At 64.1% G+C, this 20,007-nt stretch carries 23 protein-coding genes; 16 read left to right on the top strand and 7 right to left on the bottom strand.

Translation table 11 applies throughout. From position 1 onward, the window contains the following. Nucleotides 1-21: 21 nt before the first annotated feature. Both ACH2CW_RS06610 and ACH2CW_RS06615 read right to left on the bottom strand, forming a co-directional pair. Nucleotides 22-600 (bottom strand): adenine phosphoribosyltransferase, encoded by a 579-nt coding sequence (locus ACH2CW_RS06610; protein ID WP_395056333.1) that lies wholly within the window; start codon nucleotides 598-600, stop codon nucleotides 22-24. Nucleotides 601-620: 20 nt separating this feature from the next. Continuing rightward, on the bottom strand, nucleotides 621-2,660 hold the full coding sequence (locus ACH2CW_RS06615; RefSeq protein WP_395056335.1) for a cation:proton antiporter: 2,040 nt from the start codon (nucleotides 2,658-2,660) through the stop codon (nucleotides 621-623). Between the two features lie 89 nt (nucleotides 2,661-2,749). Here ACH2CW_RS06615 and ACH2CW_RS06620 point away from each other — a divergent pair, with 89 nt between their 5' ends. The 4 genes from ACH2CW_RS06620 to ACH2CW_RS06635 are packed head-to-tail and all read left to right on the top strand — an operon-like array spanning nucleotide 2,750 to nucleotide 5,848. Further along, nucleotides 2,750-3,742 (top strand): SIS domain-containing protein, encoded by a 993-nt coding sequence (locus ACH2CW_RS06620; protein WP_395056337.1) that lies wholly within the window; start codon nucleotides 2,750-2,752, stop codon nucleotides 3,740-3,742. After that, entirely contained in the window at nucleotides 3,742-4,344 is a 603-nt protein-coding gene (locus ACH2CW_RS06625) for a KdsC family phosphatase (protein WP_395056339.1), read from the top strand. The genes ACH2CW_RS06620 and ACH2CW_RS06625 overlap by 1 nt, the downstream gene beginning before the upstream one ends. After that, a complete protein-coding gene (gene lptC / locus ACH2CW_RS06630) occupies nucleotides 4,344-5,027 on the top strand; it encodes an LPS export ABC transporter periplasmic protein LptC (RefSeq protein WP_395056341.1) in 684 nt (227 codons plus the stop codon). The genes ACH2CW_RS06625 and lptC overlap by 1 nt, the downstream gene beginning before the upstream one ends. A 41-nt stretch (nucleotides 5,028-5,068) precedes the next feature. After that, on the top strand, nucleotides 5,069-5,848 hold the full coding sequence (locus ACH2CW_RS06635) for an SDR family oxidoreductase (RefSeq protein WP_395056343.1): 780 nt from the start codon (nucleotides 5,069-5,071) through the stop codon (nucleotides 5,846-5,848). A gap of 68 nt (nucleotides 5,849-5,916) precedes the next feature. On the opposite strand, the gene ACH2CW_RS06640 is transcribed toward ACH2CW_RS06635, so the two are convergent. After that, complete coding sequence (locus tag ACH2CW_RS06640; protein ID WP_395056345.1) at nucleotides 5,917-6,093, bottom strand: hypothetical protein; 177 nt, start codon at nucleotides 6,091-6,093, stop codon at nucleotides 5,917-5,919. A 187-nt stretch (nucleotides 6,094-6,280) separates the two neighbouring features. Here ACH2CW_RS06640 and ACH2CW_RS06645 point away from each other — a divergent pair, with 187 nt between their 5' ends. After that, nucleotides 6,281-7,123 (top strand): metallophosphoesterase, encoded by an 843-nt coding sequence (locus tag ACH2CW_RS06645; RefSeq protein WP_395056347.1) that lies wholly within the window; start codon nucleotides 6,281-6,283, stop codon nucleotides 7,121-7,123. A 66-nt stretch (nucleotides 7,124-7,189) separates the two neighbouring features. Here the strand turns inward: ACH2CW_RS06645 and ACH2CW_RS06650 are convergent, their stop codons facing one another. Then, nucleotides 7,190-7,852, bottom strand: a complete 663-nt coding sequence (locus ACH2CW_RS06650; RefSeq protein WP_395056349.1) for a TetR/AcrR family transcriptional regulator — start codon at nucleotides 7,850-7,852, stop codon at nucleotides 7,190-7,192. A 202-nt stretch (nucleotides 7,853-8,054) separates the two neighbouring features. Here ACH2CW_RS06650 and ACH2CW_RS06655 point away from each other — a divergent pair, with 202 nt between their 5' ends. From ACH2CW_RS06655 to ACH2CW_RS06670, 4 genes are all read left to right on the top strand, one after another. After that, on the top strand, nucleotides 8,055-8,606 hold the full coding sequence (locus ACH2CW_RS06655) for a hypothetical protein (protein ID WP_395056351.1): 552 nt from the start codon (nucleotides 8,055-8,057) through the stop codon (nucleotides 8,604-8,606). 236 nt (nucleotides 8,607-8,842) lie between these two features. Then, on the top strand, nucleotides 8,843-9,028 hold the full coding sequence (locus tag ACH2CW_RS06660) for a DUF1328 domain-containing protein (RefSeq protein WP_395056353.1): 186 nt from the start codon (nucleotides 8,843-8,845) through the stop codon (nucleotides 9,026-9,028). Further along, nucleotides 9,029-9,319: a hypothetical protein gene (locus tag ACH2CW_RS06665; protein WP_395056355.1), complete on the top strand. Its 291-nt coding sequence runs from the start codon at nucleotides 9,029-9,031 to the stop codon at nucleotides 9,317-9,319. It abuts the gene before it with no gap. Continuing rightward, complete coding sequence (locus ACH2CW_RS06670; protein WP_395056357.1) at nucleotides 9,300-10,136, top strand: transglutaminase family protein; 837 nt, start codon at nucleotides 9,300-9,302, stop codon at nucleotides 10,134-10,136. Before ACH2CW_RS06665 ends, ACH2CW_RS06670 begins: the two co-directional genes overlap by 20 nt. An 8-nt stretch (nucleotides 10,137-10,144) precedes the next feature. Here ACH2CW_RS06670 and ACH2CW_RS06675 read toward each other — a convergent pair whose 3' ends face one another. Together ACH2CW_RS06675 and ACH2CW_RS06680 are read right to left on the bottom strand one after the other, a co-directional pair. Continuing rightward, nucleotides 10,145-10,915 carry a class II aldolase/adducin family protein gene (locus tag ACH2CW_RS06675; protein ID WP_395056359.1) on the bottom strand — a complete coding sequence of 257 codons (771 nt, stop codon included), beginning with the start codon at nucleotides 10,913-10,915 and terminating at the stop codon, nucleotides 10,145-10,147. Nucleotides 10,916-11,012: 97 nt separating this feature from the next. Continuing rightward, complete coding sequence (locus ACH2CW_RS06680) at nucleotides 11,013-11,978, bottom strand: helix-turn-helix domain-containing protein (protein ID WP_395056361.1); 966 nt, start codon at nucleotides 11,976-11,978, stop codon at nucleotides 11,013-11,015. 298 nt (nucleotides 11,979-12,276) lie between these two features. Here ACH2CW_RS06680 and ACH2CW_RS06685 point away from each other — a divergent pair, with 298 nt between their 5' ends. The 7 genes from ACH2CW_RS06685 to ACH2CW_RS06715 all read left to right on the top strand — a co-directional run bounded on the left by ACH2CW_RS06685 (nucleotide 12,277) and on the right by ACH2CW_RS06715 (nucleotide 19,317). Next, nucleotides 12,277-13,476, top strand: coding sequence for an amino acid ABC transporter substrate-binding protein (locus tag ACH2CW_RS06685; protein ID WP_395056363.1), 1,200 nt, complete (start codon nucleotides 12,277-12,279; stop codon nucleotides 13,474-13,476). A gap of 100 nt (nucleotides 13,477-13,576) precedes the next feature. Continuing rightward, nucleotides 13,577-14,452 (top strand): branched-chain amino acid ABC transporter permease, encoded by an 876-nt coding sequence (locus tag ACH2CW_RS06690; RefSeq protein WP_395056365.1) that lies wholly within the window; start codon nucleotides 13,577-13,579, stop codon nucleotides 14,450-14,452. A 7-nt stretch (nucleotides 14,453-14,459) separates the two neighbouring features. Beyond that, complete coding sequence (locus ACH2CW_RS06695; RefSeq protein WP_395056367.1) at nucleotides 14,460-15,437, top strand: branched-chain amino acid ABC transporter permease; 978 nt, start codon at nucleotides 14,460-14,462, stop codon at nucleotides 15,435-15,437. Continuing rightward, on the top strand, nucleotides 15,430-16,179 hold the full coding sequence (locus tag ACH2CW_RS06700) for an ABC transporter ATP-binding protein (protein ID WP_395056369.1): 750 nt from the start codon (nucleotides 15,430-15,432) through the stop codon (nucleotides 16,177-16,179). Before ACH2CW_RS06695 ends, ACH2CW_RS06700 begins: the two co-directional genes overlap by 8 nt. Next, nucleotides 16,176-16,946 carry an ABC transporter ATP-binding protein gene (locus ACH2CW_RS06705; protein ID WP_395056371.1) on the top strand — a complete coding sequence of 257 codons (771 nt, stop codon included), beginning with the start codon at nucleotides 16,176-16,178 and terminating at the stop codon, nucleotides 16,944-16,946. The genes ACH2CW_RS06700 and ACH2CW_RS06705 overlap by 4 nt, the downstream gene beginning before the upstream one ends. Before the next feature lie 30 nt (nucleotides 16,947-16,976). Beyond that, a complete protein-coding gene (locus ACH2CW_RS06710; protein WP_395056373.1) occupies nucleotides 16,977-18,431 on the top strand; it encodes an aldehyde dehydrogenase in 1,455 nt (484 codons plus the stop codon). A gap of 340 nt (nucleotides 18,432-18,771) precedes the next feature. After that, the gene (locus ACH2CW_RS06715; protein ID WP_395056375.1) at nucleotides 18,772-19,317 is read left to right on the top strand and encodes a Spy/CpxP family protein refolding chaperone; all 546 of its coding nucleotides are present in this window, start codon (nucleotides 18,772-18,774) and stop codon (nucleotides 19,315-19,317) included. Between the two features lie 172 nt (nucleotides 19,318-19,489). On the opposite strand, the gene ACH2CW_RS06720 is transcribed toward ACH2CW_RS06715, so the two are convergent. After that, a complete protein-coding gene (locus ACH2CW_RS06720; RefSeq protein ID WP_395056377.1) occupies nucleotides 19,490-20,005 on the bottom strand; it encodes a hypothetical protein in 516 nt (171 codons plus the stop codon). Between the last annotated feature and the right edge of the window lie 2 nt (nucleotides 20,006-20,007).

Raw genomic sequence — 20,007 nt, forward strand, 5'->3', positions numbered from 1 at the left:
GATTTGATAGCGACGCCGGGTTCAATGCCCGGCAAAATCGAGCAAGGTGAACAAGGGCAGGCCCGACGCTTTCAGTTTGGCGGAGCCGCCCAGTTCGGGCAAATCCACGATCGCAGCACCTTCCATCACGGTAGCGCCAAGTTTCTCCAGCAGTTTTTTGCCGGCCATCATGGTGCCGCCGGTGGCGATCAGATCGTCGATCAGCAACACCCTGTCGCCGGCCTGGACCGCGTCGGTGTGCAACTCCACGGTGGCGCTGCCGTATTCCAGTTCGTAGGTTTCCTGCACCGTGGTGAAGGGCAGCTTGCCTTTTTTGCGGATCGGCACAAAACCGACGTTGAGTTCATAGGCCACCACGGCGCCGAGGATAAAGCCGCGCGCATCGAGGCCAGCCACCACATCCGGGCGCAGGTTTTTGTCCATGTAGCGGTGCACAAAGGCATCGATCAGCACCCGAAACACCTTGGGGTCCTGCAGCAGCGGCGTGATGTCGCGAAACTGCACCCCCGGCGCCGGCCAGTCCGCCACGGTGCGGATATGGTTCTTGAGGTACTGGTTGACCGTCAGGTGGCTGAGGGTATCGGGTGCTTGGGGATTCATGGCGTGCGGGCGAAAAACCGTCATTTTGCCTTGCCCGGCGCGGAGCCTGCAGCGCCTGATACGCCGGTCGGGACGCGACCGCTGAGCAGCTTTTCCTCCGCAACCGCCAGCGCCTCGGGTTTGCCGGACAGCACCAGCGCATCGCCGCCTTCGAGCAGGGTGTCGTCGTCATGGCGCAGGGGTTTGCCACTGCCGCGCCGGATGCTGACGACCCGCACGCCCACCGCATGCAGGGCCATGGCACCGAGCCGCTGCCCGGCGGCGCGCGTGCCCAGTGGCAGTGTCAGGGTGGCCAGCCGCTCCTGGTCGAGTTCGTTGACGGTGTTGTCGTCGGCGCCGTGAAAGTATCCACGCAGCAGGTTGTAGCGCGCATCGCGCTGGTCCTGCACCACACGGATCACGCGGCGCATCGGCACCCCCACCAGGGCCAGTGCATGGCTGGCCAGCATCAGGCTGCCCTCAATCGCCTCAGGCACCACCTCGGCCGCGCCTGCGGCCTGCAGCTTTTCCAGGTCGCGGTCGTCTACCGTGCGCACGATCACCGGGACGGTGGGCGAATGCGCGCGGATGTTGGCCAGCACCTTCATCGCGCTGGCGGTGTCCAGGTAGGTCACCACCACGGCGCTGGCGCGCGCCAGCCCCGCTGCCATCAAGGCCTGCAACCGCACCGCGTCGCCAAACACCACCGAGTCGCCGGCCGCTGCGGCCTGACGCACCCGGTCCGGGTCCAGGTCCAGCGCCATGTAGGGAATGCCCTCGCCGTCCAGCATGCGGCCCAGGTTCTGCCCGCAGCGGCCATAGCCGCAGATGATCACATGTTTGTTGACGTTGATGGACTTGCGCGCGATCGAGGTCATCTGCAGCGACTGTTGCAGCCATTCGCTGCTGACCAGGCGCATCACGATGCGGTTGCTGTACATGATGATGAAGGGTGTCGCCAGCATCGACAACACCATGCTGGCCAGGATGGGGTTGAGCAGTTCCGGCGGGATCAGGCTGTTGTCCTGGGCCAGTGACAGCAGCACAAAACCGAACTCACCGGCCTGCGCCAGGTACAGGCCGGTGCGCAGCGACACGCCAGCGGTGGCGCCCAGGATGCGCGCCAGGGTTGTCACCAGCAGCAGCTTGAACAGCACCGGCACCGTCAGCAAAAGCAGCACCAGCGGCCAGCGCTCAAGCACCAGCCGCCAGTCGAGCATCATGCCAATGCTGATAAAAAACAGGCCCAGCAACACATCGTGGAAAGGCCGGATATCGGTTTCCACCTGGTGTTTGAACTCGGTCTCCGAGATCAGCATGCCGGCAATAAATGCGCCGAGCGCCAGACTCAGGCCGGCCAGCTCGGTCAGCCAGGCCAGTGCCAGCGTGACCAGCAGCAGGTTGAGCACAAACAGCTCCTCGCTTTTGCGCCTGGCCACCAGCGTCAGCCACCAGCGCATGACACGCTGGCCGCCGGTCAGCAGCAGGCCGACCAGCACGGCGGCCTTCAGGCCGGCGATGGCCAGCGCCATCAGCAACTCATCCGGCGGAGAGCCCAGCGCGGGAATCAGCACCAGCAGCGGCACCACGGCCAAGTCCTGAAACAACAACACGCCGATCACGCGTTTGCCATGTTCAGACTCCATCTCCAGCCGTTCGGACAGCAGCTTGACCACCACGGCGGTGCTGCTCATGGCAATCGCGCCCGACAGTGCCAGTGCGGTTTGCCATGACATGCCCCACAGCGTGGGCGCCAGCGTGGCGAGAAACAGGGAGCCAAAGGTGACCAGCAAAATCGTCACCATCACCTGCAACATCCCCAGCCCAAACACATGGCGGCGCATGGAACGCAGCTTGGGCAGGTTGAACTCCAGCCCGATCACAAACATCAGGAACACCACCCCGAATTCGCCGAGATGCCGCACGCCGTCGGCGTCGTCCGACAAGGCCAGCGCGTTCGGGCCAATCACCACGCCCACGGCGAGGTAGCCGAGCATGGGCGGCAACTTGAGCGAACGACAGGCGACCACGCCTAGCACAGCGGCCAGCAAGTACAGCAGTGTCAGTTCGAGCGCGCTCATACATTGATGGTAGCTGAAGGCCGCCCGGCCACGCGGGACAAGACGCGCCAGCTGGCCTGCGTTTGCAGGGCGCTCTATAGAATGCGGGCATGAGCTTTGATCCCGTGAAATTTGACCCTGCGCAGGCGCTGGCGCTGGCCCACGCCACCTTTGACATTGAAGCTGCGGCCGTGCTGGGCCTGAAAAACCGGGTCGGTCCGGAGTTTGCCCGTGCGGTGCAACTGGTCCTCAACTGCAAGGGCCGGGTGGTGGTGATGGGCATGGGCAAAAGTGGCCACATCGGGCGCAAGATTGCCGCAACCCTGGCGTCCACCGGCACACCGGCCATGTTTGTGCACCCCGCCGAGGCCAGCCACGGCGACCTCGGCATGATCACCGCCGCTGACGTGTTGTTTGCGATCTCCAACAGCGGCGAGGTGCAGGAACTCACGTCCATTTTGCCGGCGGTCAAACGCCAGGGCGTGCCGCTGCTGGCCATGTCTGGCGCCCGGCAGTCCACGCTGGCCCGCCATGCCGACATCTTGCTCGACAGCAGCGTCGAGAAAGAGGCCTGTCCGCTGAATCTGGCGCCCACGGCCAGCACCACCGCCCAGTTGGCGCTGGGCGATGCGCTGGCGGTGGCCCTGCTTGATGCGCGCGGGTTCAAGGAAGAAGACTTTGCCCGCTCGCACCCCGGCGGCGCACTGGGCCGCAAGCTGCTGACCCACGTCAGCGATGTGATGCGCTCCGGTGACGCCGTGCCAGCGGTGGGCCGGCACACCAGCTTCACCGAGTTGATGCGTGAAATGAGCAACAAAGGTCTGGGTGCCGCCGCCGTGGTGGATGACGAGCGGCGGGTACTCGGCATCTTCACCGACGGCGATTTGCGCCGCCTGGTTGAAAAAGGCGTGGACCTGCGCGCCGGCATCGCCGAAGAGGTCATGCATCCGGCGCCGCGGACCCTGCGCAGCGACGCACTGGCGGTGGAAGCGGTGGCGTTGATGGAGCAATACCGCATCACCAGCGTGCTGGTGGTGGATACCAACGGCGTGTTGTGCGGCGCGCTCAACAGCAACGACTTGTTGCGCGCGAAAGTGATCTGATGAGCCCGCATGTTCCTGCCCTGCGCTTTGCGCCCGAACTGCTGCTGCGCGCGCAAAACGTCAAAGTGGTTTTTTTTGATGTGGACGGCGTGTTGACCGACGGGGGCCTGTATTTCGGGGAGTACCCGCCAGGCGACAAGCGGGCCACGCCGCAGGACAGTTTCACCACGGGCGGCGAAACCCTCAAGCGCTTCAATACGCTCGACGGCCACGGCGTGAAGCTGTTGCAACGAGCCGGCATCACGCCGGCCGTGATCACCGGGCGCGACAGCGCGGTGCTGCGCTCACGCCTGCATGCGCTGGGCGTGACCCACGTCCATTTCGGTACCGAAGACAAACTTCCGGCGGCCAAGACCACCCTGGAAGCGCTGGGGCTGGACTGGCCCCAGGCCGCCTTCATGGGCGACGACTGGCCGGACCTGCCGGTGATGCGGCGTGTTGCGTTTGCCTGTGCACCCGTCAACGCGCATGTGGAGGTCAGGGCTGTCGCCCATCATGTCACCCAGGCGCGCGGGGGCGACGGCGCCGTGCGGGAGTTCTGCGACCTGCTGATGGTGGCCAGTGGCCGTTATGCCGCGCTGCTGCAGGAGTACACGCGCTGATGGCCGCCAGCCGCCGCTGGCCTGCCCGGGGCGCCGCGCCCGGTTGGCGCCATGTGCTTGACCGTTTGTCGCGCGGGTGGGAGCGTACGGCCATCTACATTCCCGTGCTGCTGATGGGCTTGTTGGCCCTGGGGACCTACTGGCTGGTCAGAAACACCCCCGAGGCGCTGCCGCCTGAAGGCCAGAAAGCCATCAGCAGCGAGCCAGACTACTACATGCGCAAGTTCGGCATCAAGACCTTTGACGATGCGGGCCAACTCAAGAGCGATGTCACCGGCACCGAGGTGCGGCACTACCCCGATACCGACACGCTGGAGATCGACAAGGCGCTGATCCGCAGCTACAGCCTTGAAGGCCGGCTGACCACCTCGACCGGCGACCGCGCGCTGACCAATGGCGACGGCTCCGAAGTCCAGCTGATTGGCAATGCCCGCGTGGTGCGGGATGCGGCTGTGGATGCGAATGGCAAAGAGATCCAGCGGCTGGAGTTTCGCGGCGAGTTCCTGCATGTGTTTGTCAATGACGAACGCGTCAAATCGCATTTGCCGGTGGTTCTCAAGCGCGGCGCCGACCAGTTCGAAGGCGATACCTTTGCCTACGACAACCTGGACCGGGTGGCCGACCTGAAAGGGCGTGTCAAAGGGGTGCTGGTGCCCCGAAAAGCGGCCGGCAGCCTGCCCTGAACCGATCGCCCTGACGCTCTCAACGGCACAAAGGCTTGCCCATGTCCAGACTCGTTTTCATCACCGGCGCGTCCAGCGGCATTGGCCAGGCGCTGGCGCTGCGCTTTTCCCGCGCCGGTTATCGGCTGGCTCTGGTGGCGCGCCGCACGGCGGACGTCCAGTCGTGGGCTTTGGCACAAGGAATAAGAGCAGGCAGCTATGAAATATATAGCGCGGATGTGTCTGATCCGGAGAGCATTGTGGCTGCGGGCCGGGCCTGCATCGGGTCGCAGGGCCTGCCCGATGTGGTGATTGCCAACGCCGGTATCAGCATTGGCATGGACACGGCTGCGCGCGAAGACCTGGACGTGATGGCGCAGACCTTTGCCACCAACAACACCGGTCTGGCGGCGACCTTTCACCCTTTCGTGGATGCCATGGTGGCGCGGGGCGCGGGCGCACTGGTGGGCATCGGCAGCGTCGCCGGCATTCGCGGCCTGCCGGGTCATGGGGCTTATTGCGCCAGCAAGGCAGCCGTCATTGCCTATTGCGAAAGCTTGCGTGGCGAGTTGCGGTCCGCCGGCGTGAAGGTGGTGACGCTGTGCCCCGGCTACATCGACACACCGCTGACACAGAAAAACCGCTACGCGATGCCTTTTCTGATGCAACCCGACGCGTTTGCTGACCGGGCCTTCCATGCCATCGAGGCCGGCGTCAGTTACCGCGTGATTCCGTGGCAAATGGGGGTGGTCGCCAAGCTGCTGCGGTTGTTGCCGAACGCGCTGTTCGACAAGGCGCTGGCGGGCCGGCCGCGCAAGCATCGGCAAGGCGCTGAACGGTAAATGGCGCGTCCAGCCTTGCCTGCAGCCTCGGCGTTCATGACGCCGTCAGTCCCTGCGGAGCAAGCAGGTCAGCGAACCACACTGAGGTAGGCGAAGGCGGCGCGGCGCAATTCACGCGCATGGCGCGGGTTGCGGCCGGCGCGGTCACCGGCGCGTTCCATCAACTGACGAGCCACGCCGGGGGCCGATGCGGGCGTGCGACGTGCCGATATCAAGCGGAGAAAAAAGGCAGACAAGCGGGTCATAACAAAGTCCAAAGTCACCTGAGACAGGCGAAAAAGTTGCGATGACTTAAGAGTAAGGGTTTTCCCTTGGTTTGCAAGGTAATCAGCGGCCGATTCACATGCGCAAGACGCATAGTTTGGCCCGCCCCGGACATGGGCCCGTCTGCCTGGCGTCCAGGCGCCCGGTGGCATCCCGCACAATCGGTGGGTGAAGATTCAGCTCCTGTCCGACCTGCACCTTGAGTCCAACCCGCATTTTGTGGCGCGTCCGACGCCTGGCGCCGATTTGTTGGTGCTCGCGGGCGACATTGGCTCTTACCAGAACGGCTCTTTGCTCACGGACAGCGACTTCGGGCTGGCGCGGTTTTCGCCGCTGCCCTTGGCCCAGGGTGGCGCCGCCTGGCCCACGCCGGTGCTGTTTATTCCGGGCAACCATGAATACGATGGCCTCGACTTCGACGCCACCCACGCACGCCTGCGTGAAAGCTGTGAACGCCTCGGCATGGTCTGGCTGGAGCGGCAGACCGTCGTTTTGCAAGGCCTGCGTTTTATCGGCAGCACCCTGTGGACCGATTTCGACGCACTGAGCGCCGCGGCAGCCAGCGCGGGCGACATCACGCTGGGTGAGCAGCTCAAGGCCCGTGAAAAAGCCTTTCGCGCGGCCAATTTTTACCTTCGCAAAAATCACGCTTTTCAAGCCGGTCAGCCGATGCTCGCCGACGCTGTACGCGAACAGGGCCTGCAAAGTCAGGCCTGGCTGCGGCAGGCGCTCGCGGCGCCGTTTGCCGGCCCGACCGTGGTGGTGACGCATTTCGCGCCCAGTTTGCTGAGCGCCGATCCGCGTTATGGCCGGGTGCCGGGCACGGCTGGTTTTTGCAATGCGCTCGACGATATGCTCGCCGGCGCGCAACTCTGGTTGCATGGCCACCTGCATTGCCCGAGCGACTATGTGAAAAACGGCTGCCGCGTGGTCGCCAATCCGTTGGGCTATGCACGCAAGGGTGAGCAAGAGGGCTTCAGGCCCGAACTTCTGATCGAAATCGGGTTCTAGCCCTTACGCATGCAGCGTAGACAGCTAGCTTATTTATAGCGCTTCGGAAGGTGGCGCTGCTGCGGGTCAGGCCGGCCGGGCGTTCAGCCCTTCAAAACAGGTGCGCACCACCAGCTCGACGAGTTCCTGGTCGCTGTGTTGTCCGCCCGCCTTGAGAAATTCCAGCACCGGATCACAGGCGCGTGCGTACAAGGTGTAGAGCACCAGCAGTGGCGGAAGTGTGGGGTTCAGTGAGCCGTCTTGCTGGGCTTGTTCGATCCAGCCGCCGAGCTGGTCGCTGACCTGCATCAAGCCGTCGACGTAGGCCTTGTTGTTGATCAGCGTTGTGCGCAAGCTGGAGTTGTGGTGCGGCAGCGAAGGCATTTCCCCCGCCAGTTGCAGCGCCATCATCCATCGCACCATGGCCTTGAGTTGGTCCAGCGGCCGGGCCTGAGCGGGCAAACCTTCCAGAAATGCCTGCGCGCGTCCTACAACGCGGACCATGGCGGCGGCAGCGAGGTCTTCCTTGCTGGGAAAGTGTTTGTACAGGCTGGCCTTGGCAATGCCCACTTCAGCGGCGACCTGGTCTACCGTCATCAGATCAAAGCCTTTTTCCGACAGCAGGCGGTTGACGGCCTGCACGATGGCGTCCTCCCGTACGGCCAGCATATGGGCCTTGAAGGAGACTTTTAACGCCGGCTCCGCGGGCGCGGAAGGCGAAACGGGGGAGGCGAGTGTCCGGGTGATCATGCAAACATTTTAGCCGCAGGCGTCTCAAAACAAAGCCATCGATTGATTTATGAACTTTAAAGTCGTAACAATACCAAACAGTAATGCTCAATTTGTTCCAATTCAGCCCACCGCCTGATTTGTCTTTGCGGGTATCTTGCTTGGATCCATCCCAGTGTGTACCCGCCTTGTTTCCCATGCTGGATGGGCGCGGAGATATCCCATGAAAACGACCTTGACCTCCACCCTGGCGTGGTTGCTGGCAGTTGCGACGGCCCTGGGGCTGGCTTGGGCCGCGCCGAATGAAGCCAGCGTCATGGGCCGGGTTCCGGCGTTCATGGCGCGTACGCTGGACCGCCAGGCCGTCCAGGTGCCGGAGGGTTTGCCGGGCGAGCGCACGCTGGCATTGATTGCTTTCAAAAGCACGCAGAAGGCGCATATCGACGGCTGGATCCAGGGCCTGAATCTCAAAGACGACCCATCGATCAGCTGGTTGCGCATGCCGGTGCTCAACGACCCAGGCAATGCGGCCGAGCGCAGCGACATTGAGAACCGGCTGCTGCGCAAGTTTCCCGCCGACGCCGAGCGCGCCCGGATGCTGCCGGTGTTCACCGACCGTGATCAATTTGTCCGCTCGGCCGGTCTGCGCGGCATCGACCAGGTGTACGCCGTGGTCGTTAACCGGCAGGGCGAGGTGCTGGCCAGGGCCGAGGGCAGGTTCGACGCCGACAAGGCGCAAAGCCTGCGTGAAACGCTGAAGCAACGCGGCTTTTAGGGCGATGCCGCCGCGCAGAAAACGCGGATCAGGCGCTTACGCGACTTGACATGCCTAATCGCCCCCGCAACCCATGGCTGCCTGGCGCGAGCAGCTATCAAAACAGGAGCGCTGCCGAGCATCTGGCCTTGTCCTACAGGGCCACGCGCGGGATGCTGATTTGGTCTCTGCACAGCAGCGCCTAGCATCAATTCATTGTTTTCACGGGCGCCATGCGCTCTACCTGGAGATTTGACATGCTGAAATACGCCATTATTTTTGCGATTGTTTCGCTGATTGCCGGAGCCCTGGGTTTTGGCGGCATTGCGGCAGGCTCAGCGGGCATTGCCAAGATCCTGTTTGGCCTGTTCCTGATCCTCGCCGTCATTTTTGTGGTGCTGGCCGCACTGGGCGTGGGTGCTGTGAACAAGGCCCTCAAGTAAATGCAGAGCACGCTTGACTGGCCGCAGGGTGTGACACTTCCAGCCGACAAACGCGAGTCGCCAGCCGAGCCGGGCACGTCCATGTCGCGTGCCAGCACGCAGCGCGCCAGTGTGGCGCAGTTGCTGCTGGTGGCGCGCCTGAAAGCGCGCAACCGGCGCGACCTGGCCGTGGACACTCTGGAGCGCGGCGCCCATGTGATGTGGGTGACCTGCAAAAGCTGGTTCTCCTCCGGCGGGGCCGCCAAGGATTCCGATTCCAACAAAGATACCGATGCACACCGCGACCGTTGATTGCCTGCTTGACTACGATGTGGTCAGCCCCACCCATTTCCTTTTCAACATCGAGGCGGCTTTTCACGACAGCCACAAGGTGCTTGAAGAGCGCCTGAGTGTGACGCCCAGCGTCAAGGTCCGGCATTTTTGTGACGAGCGCAGTGGCAACCGGTTCTTCCGGCTCGATGCGCCACGCGGCCTGCTGTCGGTCAACTACCACGCGCAGGTCGAGTTGCACCATGCGCCGGTGCCGCTGCATCTGGACGAGGTGCCGGTGACGGCAGTGCCCGATGACGCGATGCGTTTCCTGATGCCCAGCCGTTATTGCGAGTCGGACATCATGAGTCGTGCGGCGCAGCAGTTGTTCGGGCATCTTCCGCTGGGGCTGTCGCGGGTACGCGCGATTGAAAGCTGGATCCATGACTCGATCCACTACCTGCCCGGCTTCAGCAACTCGACCACCACGGCGCAGGAGGTGTTTGTGCAGCGCGCCGGCGTCTGCCGCGACTTTGCGCACCTGGGCATCACCTTGTGCCGCGCCCTCAACATTCCGGCGCGCCTGGTCGTCGGTTATGTGTATTTCGACGAACCACCGCAGGACTTCCATGCGGTGTTCGAAGCCTGGCTGGACGGACGCTGGGTGATTTTTGACGCGACGCGCATGGCGCCGATCGACCGCCTGGTCCGCATAGGTACCGGGCGGGATGCCAAGGATGTGGCCTTTGCCACGATTTTTGGCGGCGTCACCATGCTGCGCAAGGAACTCACCATCGAGCAGGGCGATATTCGTCCTGGCCAGGCCTTCTCTTCGCAGCCCGCGGCGCTGACGGCCTGATCAGCGGTTCACGACAGGTAGCTGTTGTCCAGTCGGTCCAGCTTGCGGATCAGTGAGGGCCAGACAAAGGCGCCACCCATGCCACCGGTTTGCACCCGCATGGCTTCGGCCACCCCCCTGACGATTTGCGGATTCACCGGAATCAGTTCGCCGCCGGCCTGCGCATCAAGCTGAATGCGGCAGGTGTTTTCAAACGTGTACATGCTGAGGAAAGCGTCGGCAACGGTTTTGCCGACCACCAGCAGGCCATGGTTGCGCAGCATCAAAAAGTTGGCTGTGCCCAGGTCGGCCTGCAGGCGCGGCTTCTCGTCGTCACGGAAGGCCACGCCTTCATAGTCGTGGTAGGCCAGCGACCCCAGTACAAAGGTCGACTGCTGGCTGATCGCCAACACGCCGCATTTCTGCGCACTCACGGCGACACCGGCGCGGGTGTGGGTGTGCATCACGCAGCCGGCATCTGCACGGACTTCATGCACCGCGCTGTGAATCACAAAGCCGGCCGGGTTCACCGGAAACGGCGAATCAATCACCTTGTTGCACTTTTCGTCGACCTTGACCAGGCTGGAGGCGGTGATCTCGTCAAACATCAGGCCGTAGGGGTTGATCAGGAAATGGTGCGCGCCTGCGCCGCTGACCGACTCGGGCAACTTGGCGCTGATGTGGGTGAACACCAAGTCGCTCCAGCCGTACAGCGCGGCGAGCCGGTAACAGGCAGCGAGTTCGCAGCGCAACTGCCATTCTTCGGCGCTGACGACTTCTTTCAATGAGGGAATGTGCATTTTGTCTCCGAGGAATAGTCCGAATATTGTGCGCTATCAAATTGCTAGCTGTTGACGCCCGCGGGACAGGGGCGAGAGCCTGATTTGACACAAAAAATTAATGCTGCAACGGCGCCGCAGCAGCCTGCCGGAACGCGCTGGGGCTCTGGCCCGTGTGTTCACGGAACACGCGGCTGAAGTGCGACAGGTTGTTGAAACCCCAGGACAGCGCGATACCGGTGATGGCGCGGGCTTGCGGGCCGGCCTGCTGGATCTCGCGGATGCAGGCTTGCAGACGCAGCCGCAGGATGTAGCTGGCCAGGGTGTCGTCCTCGCCGGCAAACGCGTTGTGCAGATGGCGCTTGCTGCAATTGAGCGCCTGCGCGATCTGCTCGATGGACAGCGCCGGGTCCCGCAGGTTGGTGGCGACATAAGCGCGGATGCGGTCTTTCAGCGCTTCGCGTTGGGTCAGCGCGGTGCTCTGTCCGGCCAGCTCGATCAGTGACAGCCGCACCAGCTGGGCAATCAGTTCCCCCGCGCCCTGGGCGGCGGCGGCGCTCATGTTGGGCAGCTCCTGGTAGGTGCTGCGCATGGTGGTCAGCGCGACGCGCGAGATGCCGCTGGCGCCGCCGACGTGGCGCGCCATCAGTGTGTCGAGCTGCAGGCCACGTTCAACGATCAGTGCCTTGGGCAGCATCACGATCAGGTGCTCCACGCGCTCGGGGTTTTCGACCGCGTAACAACCGGTGGTGTCGTAAATGGTCCAGCCGCCAGGGCCAACCCAGGCCTGGCGGCCCATCTGTTCGACGCCAGCGCGGCCGTGCATGGGCGCCACGATCTTGAGGTAGCCGGCATCGCTGGCACGCACCATGCCGGCGGTGCGCACGACCCGGTGGCGGTTCGCTTCGAGCCGGGTCAGGATCACCTCGCCCGCATGGGCCGACGCCATGTGGCCATCGAAGTCGGTGTCGCCGTAGAGGTCAGACTCCAGGCCGCCGAAATGTTTCCAGATCCACTCGCGCCAGACCGGCGCGCGTTCACGCGGCGCGACATTGTCGGTCGATACCAGGGTGGCCGCTGTCATGCTTGTCTCCGGTTTGGCGAGCTTGGTGCCGGGATGCGCCGCGCAGCGCCGCCCCAAGTAAACATGGCTCCCTCGGGGGGCAGCAAAGTAAGCAAAGCGACACGCGTGGAGGCCATCTTCATGAGAAAGATTATGGGCGTTGGGACCGGTCCTGTTGCAGCGCGGGGCCAAGGGTTAACCCCAGCCGCCGTGCGCTGCCTGACAACTGCTTTGTGCGCGCTCAGCAAAGCAGCGACCGCAGGCCGTGCCTATCATGGGTTTTCCACTGCCCGCCGGGCGCCTATAACGAGGAGACATCATGGTCCAGCCATCCAGACGCACATTGATCCAGGGCGCCGCTGCTGCCGTCGGCGCAGCCGCCTTTGCACCGCAACTGTTGGCCCAGGCCGCGCCCGTGCGTGTCGGTTACGCCATGTCGCGCACCGGCCCATGGACCGGCGGCGCGCAGGTCAGCCAGGAACCCAACTACCTGCTGTGGGCCGAGCAGCAGAACGCTGCCGGCGGCATCGATGTCAAGGGCGTGCGGCGCCAGATCGAGCTGATCAGCTCCGACGACCGCAGCGACACCGAGACCGTGGTGCGCACCTACGAAAAGCTGATGGGCAGCGACAAGGTGGACCTGGTGCTGCCGCCCTGGGGCAGCAATGCCAACTTCGCGGTCGCCCCGCTGGCCAACCGTTTCGGCTACCCCTTTCTGGCGCCGACGGCGCTGTCGCGCCGGCTGGTAGAAATGAAGCTGCCCTATTTCTTCCTGCTGCTGCAGCAGCCGGCGCCCATGACCAATGCGCTGGTCGACATGCTCAAGGCCAACGGCTGCAAGACCTTGGCCTGTATTTACGTGGACGACCTGTTCGGTCTGGAAAATTACTCGGCGCTGAAGGTGGCGCTGCAGGGCAGCGGCATTCAATTGGTGGAAGACAAGAGCTACCCCGCCGGCGTGAAGGACCTGTCGCCGGTGTTGCGCTCCATCAAGGACAAGAACCCTGACGCCTTCGTCGGCTTCACCTACCCGCCCGACACCATCCTGGCCAGCAAGCAGGCCAAGGAAGTCGGCCTGAACCCGAAGTTTTTCTACGCTTCGGTGGGCACCGCTTTCCAGCTCTACCGCAACGTGATGACGGCGCCCGGTGCCGAGGGTGTGCTGGGCATGGGTTCTTGGAACAGCAAGACCAGCCCTGGTGCCAAGGCCTACTTCGATGCACACACCAAAAAATACGGCGGCAAGGAACCCGATCGCTGGGCCTCCGGTGCCGCCTGGGCCGGCCTGGAAATCCTGACCGCCTCGGTCAACAAGGTCGGCCTGGACCGCAAGGCGATCCGCGACTATGTGGCCAACACCACCCACAAGACCATCATCGGCGACATCAAGTTCACCGGCAGCGAAAACACCGCCACGCCGGGCAGTGTGAGCCAGTGGCAGAACGGCGAGTTCGAGGTGGTCTGGCCGCAGAAAATCGCCACCGCCAAGTTGAACCCGGCCAAGCCGGCCTGGAAATAAACAGACTCCCCCTCGAAGCGCCTGCTGCGCCTCCCCCTCGAGGGGGCGACACCTGCGGCCCGGCAAAGCCGGTTCCGCGGTGTCCCTGAAACAGACACCCATGTCCCTTTTTTCCTGGTTTGAACTGATCGCCTCCGGGCTGATCACCGGCGGCATTTACGCGCTGGTCGCGCTCGGCCTGAATTTGCAGTACGGGCTGATGCGCATCCTGAACATCGCGCACGGCGAGTTCCTGATGCTGGGCGCCTACCTGACCTGGATGGCGCACACCACGCTGGGCATCTCGCCGCTGCTGATGGTGCCGGTGTCCTTTCTGGTGCTGATGGCACTCGGCCTCGTCATTCACAAGCTGTGTTTCAGGCGTCTGACCGTGACCTCGCCAAATCTCGACATCTTCGAGGCGCGCGGCCTGATGGTGGCTTTTGGCTTGATGTTCCTGGTGCAAAACTTTGCCTCCTTCATGTGGGGCGGCGACCTGCGCGGGTATGACTACCTGGCCGATCCGGTGAAGATCGGCGAGGCGCAGTTTGCCGGCAACAAGCTGCTGGTGTTTGGCCTGGCGCTGCTGTTTGCCGGAGCGCTGATTGCGCTTTTGCGTTTCACCCTGCTCGGCAAGGGCGTGCGTGCGTTGATGCAATCGCCGACCGGCGCGCAACTGGTCGGCATCGACACCCAGCGCCTGCACCTGCTGATGTTCGGCATTGGCCTGGGTCTGTCGGGCGTGGCCGGTTGCCTCTTGTCCATGGCCTACACCATCACACCGTCCATGGGTGAGCCCTACACCGTGACCGCGTTGATTGTCATCACCCTGGGCGGCTTCGGCAGCATGAGCGGCGCGCTGGCCGGCGGTCTTCTGCTCGGCGTGGTTGAAGCGCTGGGCATGCATTTCACCAATCCTTCGCTGAAGGCCCTGCTGTCGTACAGCGTGTTTATCGCGGTGCTGCTGCTGCGGCCGCGCGGCCTGTTTGCCAAATAAGAAGAACATGAAAGACAAACAGATTTTGGTGCGCGACCTGCTGCTGCTGCTGGCCTTTGCCGGCTGGGCGCTGGCGCTACCGCATTACGGCAGCGAGTTTGTGGTGTCGATGGCGCTGACCTGCCTGATGTATGTGGCGCTGTCATCGAGCTGGGGCCTGTTTTGTGGCAGCACGCGTTACCTGTCGCTGGCGACCTCGGCCTTTTTCGGCATCGGTGCCTACACCAGTGCCGTCGCACTGGAGAGCCTGCCCTGGCTGGGTGCCATCGCGCTGGGCGCCGGCATTGCCACCGTGGTGGCCGTCGTCATGGGCGCGGCGGTGCTGCATCTGCGCGGCACCTACTTCGCGGTACTGACCTTCGGCATGACCGAGCTGATCCGCCACGCCGTGACCTATTTTGAAAAGAAAGTCACCGGCACCGTCGGCCGGGTGCTGACGGTGGTGCCGGACCGCGACACGATTTACCTGACGGTGCTGGCGCTGGCGTTGCTCGCGGTGTTGGTGTCCATCATCGTGCGGCGCAGCCGCTTTGGCCTGGCGTTGATGGGCATAGGCGCGGACGAGCAGCGCGCGCAGACCCTGGGCGTGAACACCCGGCTGATCAAGATTGCCGGCTTTGCGATGACGGCGGCTTTTGCCGGCGCGGTCGGTGCGGCGATGGCGGTGCGCTGGACCTATATCGACCCACACACGGTGTTCAATCCCTTCATCGGCTTCCAGACCGTGCTGATTGCACTGATCGGCGGCGCGGTCACGCTGTGGGGCCCGTTGATTGCGGCCATCGTGTTCAGCGTGCTGGCCGAGACCCTGCGCCTGCAGGCGCCGCAGATCTACATGATGTCGCTGGGCCTGCTGCTGATCCTGAGCGTGCTTTACCTGCCGGGCGGGCTGGCTTCCTTGCGCGGGTCGACCTTCAGCGGCTGGTGGCAGGACAGCCGGGGTTGGTGGCGCAGTCTCGGCAAGAAGGAGCGCAACAATGGTTGAGCGCTTGCTGCAGGCGCGCGACATCACCGTGCGTTTCGGCGGGTTGACCGCCGTCGATGCGGTGAGCGCCGACTTTCATGCTGGCGAGCTGGTCGGCATCATCGGCCCCAACGGCGCTGGCAAGACCACGTTTTTCAATGCGATCTCGGGCGTGATCGCGCCGACCTCGGGGCAGCTGATGACCAGCGGCAAAAATCTGAGCGGCCAGGGGCCGCACCGTTATGCCGCCGCTGGCATTGCGCGCACCTTCCAGACGCCGCGTGTGTTTCCCGACATGCTGGTGCGTGACAACATCGGCTTCGGTCTGAAGTTCGCGGGGCGTCGGCGCGCGGGCGTCTGGCAGTTGCGTGACGAGGCCGGCATCCTGGGCCTGATCGGCCTGTCGGCGCAGGCCGAGCTACCGGCCGGCGCGATTACGCCCTCACAGCAGCGCCTGCTTGAAATCGGCATGGCGCTGGCGACACGGCCGCGTTTGCTGTTGCTCGACGAGGTCGCGGCCGGCCTGACCGAATCAGAAATTGAAGCCATGGCGCTGCTGATACGCCGCATGCGTGACGAACTCGGCCTGACGGTGGTGTGGATCGAACATGCGGTGACCACCCTGCTACGTCACGTCGAACGGGTGATCGTGCTGCACCAGGGCCGCAAGATTGCCGACGGCACGCCTGCCGAGGTGGTGCGAGATGCAGAGGTGATTGAAGCCTACCTGGGTGATGAGATGACGGAGGGCACAGCATCATGATGTGGCACGCCTCCCCCTTCGTACTCGGTGGCGCCAGCCAGGCCCATCTGAAGGTGAACGGCCTGAGCGCCGGTTACGGCGCCTTCCTCGTGCTGCGTGATCTGGCGCTCGAAGTCAAACCCGGCCTGACGGTGATCCTGGGCCCCAATGGCGCGGGCAAGACCACCCTGCTGAAAGCGCTGTCTGGCCTGATCCCGCGCAGCGGCGAGGTGTCGCTCAATGGCCAGACCCTGCCCAAAAAAACCAGCGACATCGTCAAGGGCGGCATGGCGCTGGTGCCCGAGGGCCGGCAACTGTTTCCGCAGATGACGGTCACCGAAAACCTCGAACTCGGCGGCTGGCTGGTGGCCAAGGCCGAACGCGCGCGGCGCCTTGAGCAGGCGTTTGATGATTTCCCCAAGCTGCGCGAACGCGCGCAACAACTGGCCGGCACCATGAGCGGCGGCGAGCAGCAGATGGTGGCCGTGGCGCGCGCCATGATGAGTGCGCCGCGCCTCTTGATGCTGGACGAGCCCTCGCTGGGCCTGGCGCCGCGCATGGTCGATGAGCTGCTGGCGATCACACGCCGCATCGCCGACGCCGGCACCACCGTGTTGATGGTCGAGCAGAACGTGAAGAAAGCGCTGGCCGTGGCCGACCGTGGCTATGTGCTGGAGCGCGGCACGCTGGTGGCCAGCGGGCCGGCGAAGCTGCTGGCGCGTTCGTCGGTGATCCGCGAGGCTTACCTCGGCGCCGGCGCCGCAGTGCCGGCCGTAAAGACCGTTTGAAATTTCCCTGACTTTTTTTTGGAGAACCCCATGTCCGACATGTCCATGCTGATCAACGGCCTGAAGGTCAGCGCCGAAAAAGGCGCCACCTTTGAACGCCGCAACCCGCTCGACGGCAGCATCGCCACCCGCGCACCGGCGGCCTCCGTCGCTGACGCGCTGATGGCCGCCGACGCTGCCGCCGAAGCCTTCAAAAGCTGGAGCCAGACTGGCCCCGGTGCGCGCCGCGCGCTGCTGCTCAAAGCCGCCGATGCGCTGGAGGCCAAGACGCCGCAGTTCATCGAGGCGGTGGCGGCAGAAACCGGCGCGTCCGGCATGTGGGCCGGCTTCAACGTGATGCTGGCCGCCGGCATGATCCGCGAGGCGGCCGCACTGACCACGCAGATCAGTGGTGAGGTGATTCCCTCGGACGTGCCCGGCAATCTGGCCATGGGCATGCGCCAGCCGGCGGGTGTGGTGCTGGGCATTGCCCCGTGGAACGCGCCCATCATCCTCGGCGTGCGCGCGATTGCCACGCCGCTGGCCTGCGGCAACACCGTGATTTTCAAGGGCTCGGAAAACTGCCCGCGCACCCACCAGCTAATCGCGGAGGCGTTTGAAGATGCCGGCTTCCCGCCCGGCGTCGTCAACTACATCACCAATGCGCCGCTGGATGCTGGCGCCGTGGTCGAGGCCATCGTGGCGCACCCGGCGGTGCGGCGCATCAATTTCACCGGCTCGACCAAGGTCGGCCGCATCATCGCGATGACCTGCGCCAGGTATTTGAAACCGGTGGTGCTGGAGCTCGGCGGCAAGGCGCCGCTGGTGATCCTGGACGACGCCAACATCGACGATGCGGTCAACGGCGCGGCTTTTGGCTGTTTCGCCAACAGCGGGCAGATCTGCATGTCGACCGAACGCATCATCGTCGACGCAAAAATCGCGGATGAATTTGTCAAGCGCTTCTCTGCCAAGGCCAAGGCCCTGCCACTCGGCGATCCGCGCAAGCCCGACCCGGTGGTGCTGGGTTCGGTGATTGGCATGGGCACGGTGGAACACTGCAACGCGCTGATCGACGACGCACTTGCCAAGGGCGCCAAATTGATGTGTGGCGGCAAGGCCGAGAACACCCTGATGCCGGCCACGGTGCTGGACCACGTGACGCCAGCCATGCGCATCTACCATGAGGAAACCTTTGGCCCGGTCAAATGTGTGGTGCGTGTCAGCGGGGTGGAAGAAGCCGTCGCCTGCGCCAACGACAACGAGTACGGCCTGTCGGCGGCGGTGTTCGGCGCTGACATCGCCCGCGCCTTTGGCGTCGCGCAGCGCATCGACTCCGGCATCTGCCATGTCAACGGCCCAACGGTGCACGACGAGGCGCAGATGCCGTTTGGTGGCGTCAAGGGCAGCGGGATGGGGCGTTTTGGTGGCAAAGCAGGGGTGGCCGAGTTCACCGAGCTGCGCTGGATCACGATCCAGACCACGCCAAGGCATTACCCGTTCTGACCCGGGATCGATGTCCGGGAACGGATGCCTTTGGCGTATGCCAACACACGCTGGTTGGCGCGGCCCAGAACCGGCTGTCTGCTGAATTCCTGGCCCTTGTCAGTGTTGGACGCTCATTTTTTGATAGCTGTCTGCGCTTGCTGCATAGGGGCTGACCCCTTTTTTTGTGCATCAACGGCCAGCGCGCGGAGGGTGAGACGGTGAACCGCGCAAACGACAAAAAACTTTACGACATCCACACGCTCGCGTCATGGCGTGCTTACACGGGCTGCGCAAACTCACTTTCAAGCTGACGCCATCCTGGCAGCCGGCTTGTCTTCCCAACCCAAAGGACGCTCCCATGACTTCCGTCTTCAAACCCCTGAAATCCGTCAACACCCTGGTTCTGGCCGGCATCCTGGCCGCTGCCAGCCTGGCCGCCGTGGCACAAACTGCGGTACCCGCTGCGCCGGCCGCGGCAGGCGCGGCTGCCCACGCCGGCCACCACGGCCCGTATCGCCACGATCCGGCCAGGATGCAGGCGCACATCGCCAAACGCCAGGCCGAACTCAAGGCCAAGCTGGCCATCACGCCTGCGCAGGAAGGCGCATGGTCTGCCTACACCACAGCCCTGCAGCCGCAGGCACGCAGCGCAGAGCCGCGCCCCGACCGCGCGGCGATGCGTGCCGAGCTGGAGAAACTGACCACGCCCCAGCGCATTGACAGGATGAATGCACTGCGCACCCAGCGCATGACCGAGATGAACGCGGCCATGATCAAACGCGGCGATGCCACCAAAAGCTTTTACGCAGCCTTGAGTGCCGACCAGCAAAAGGTGTTTGATGCGCAGCCCATGGGTCGCGGCGGCAAGGGCCACGGCGGCCACCAGGGTCACCACAAAGGCTGAGTGGTGAACTGACATCCCGCGCCGCTGTATCGGCGCCGCATCGGCCCGCGCACCCTCCACGGATGCGCGGGCTTTTTTGTTTCAGCCACCGAAAGCCGCACGCAAAAAACGCCCGGTTCTTGCGAAACGGGCGTTGACGCAAGCCCGAGGGGCTTGGCGATCAGATACAGGCTTACTGTGGTGCAGTGCGCGCAGGGGAGCTGGGGCCGGAATCCATGCCCTTGCCGGTGCTGTTTGCGGCTGCCTTGGCCTGGCGAGCGGCTTTGCGTTCGGCACGTGCTGCTTTACGCTCTGCAGATGTCTTGGACGTTGCTTTTGGACCGCTTGGAGCCATGGAGCCCGAGACGGTCGAATCGCCCTGAGCGCTTGCGCCGGCTTTGCTGCCGCCGGGCACTTGGGCCTTCACTTCGGCGCGGGTGTTGGCCGACATGCCGCCGCTGCCGGCGGGCATCGCTGCACCGGAAGGTGTGCCGCCGCCTTGGGCGGGTGCAGCTACTTTGGCACCAGAGTTGGTGTTGATTTCGCTTTTGACTTCAGCGCGTGTGGCGGGCATGGTGCCTGCGTCTGCAGGACGCTGGACCGTGGGGCCACCTTGAGCCGGGGTCGGGTTCGAGGTGGTTTGCGCAGTTGCAAAGCCGGCGGTGGCCATCATGGCGGCCAGCAGAATCGATTGAGTTGTCTTGTTCATCA

Origin of the sequence: Polaromonas sp., from assembly GCF_043778355.1 — a bacterium.
Classification (GTDB): domain Bacteria; phylum Pseudomonadota; class Gammaproteobacteria; order Burkholderiales; family Burkholderiaceae_C; genus Polaromonas.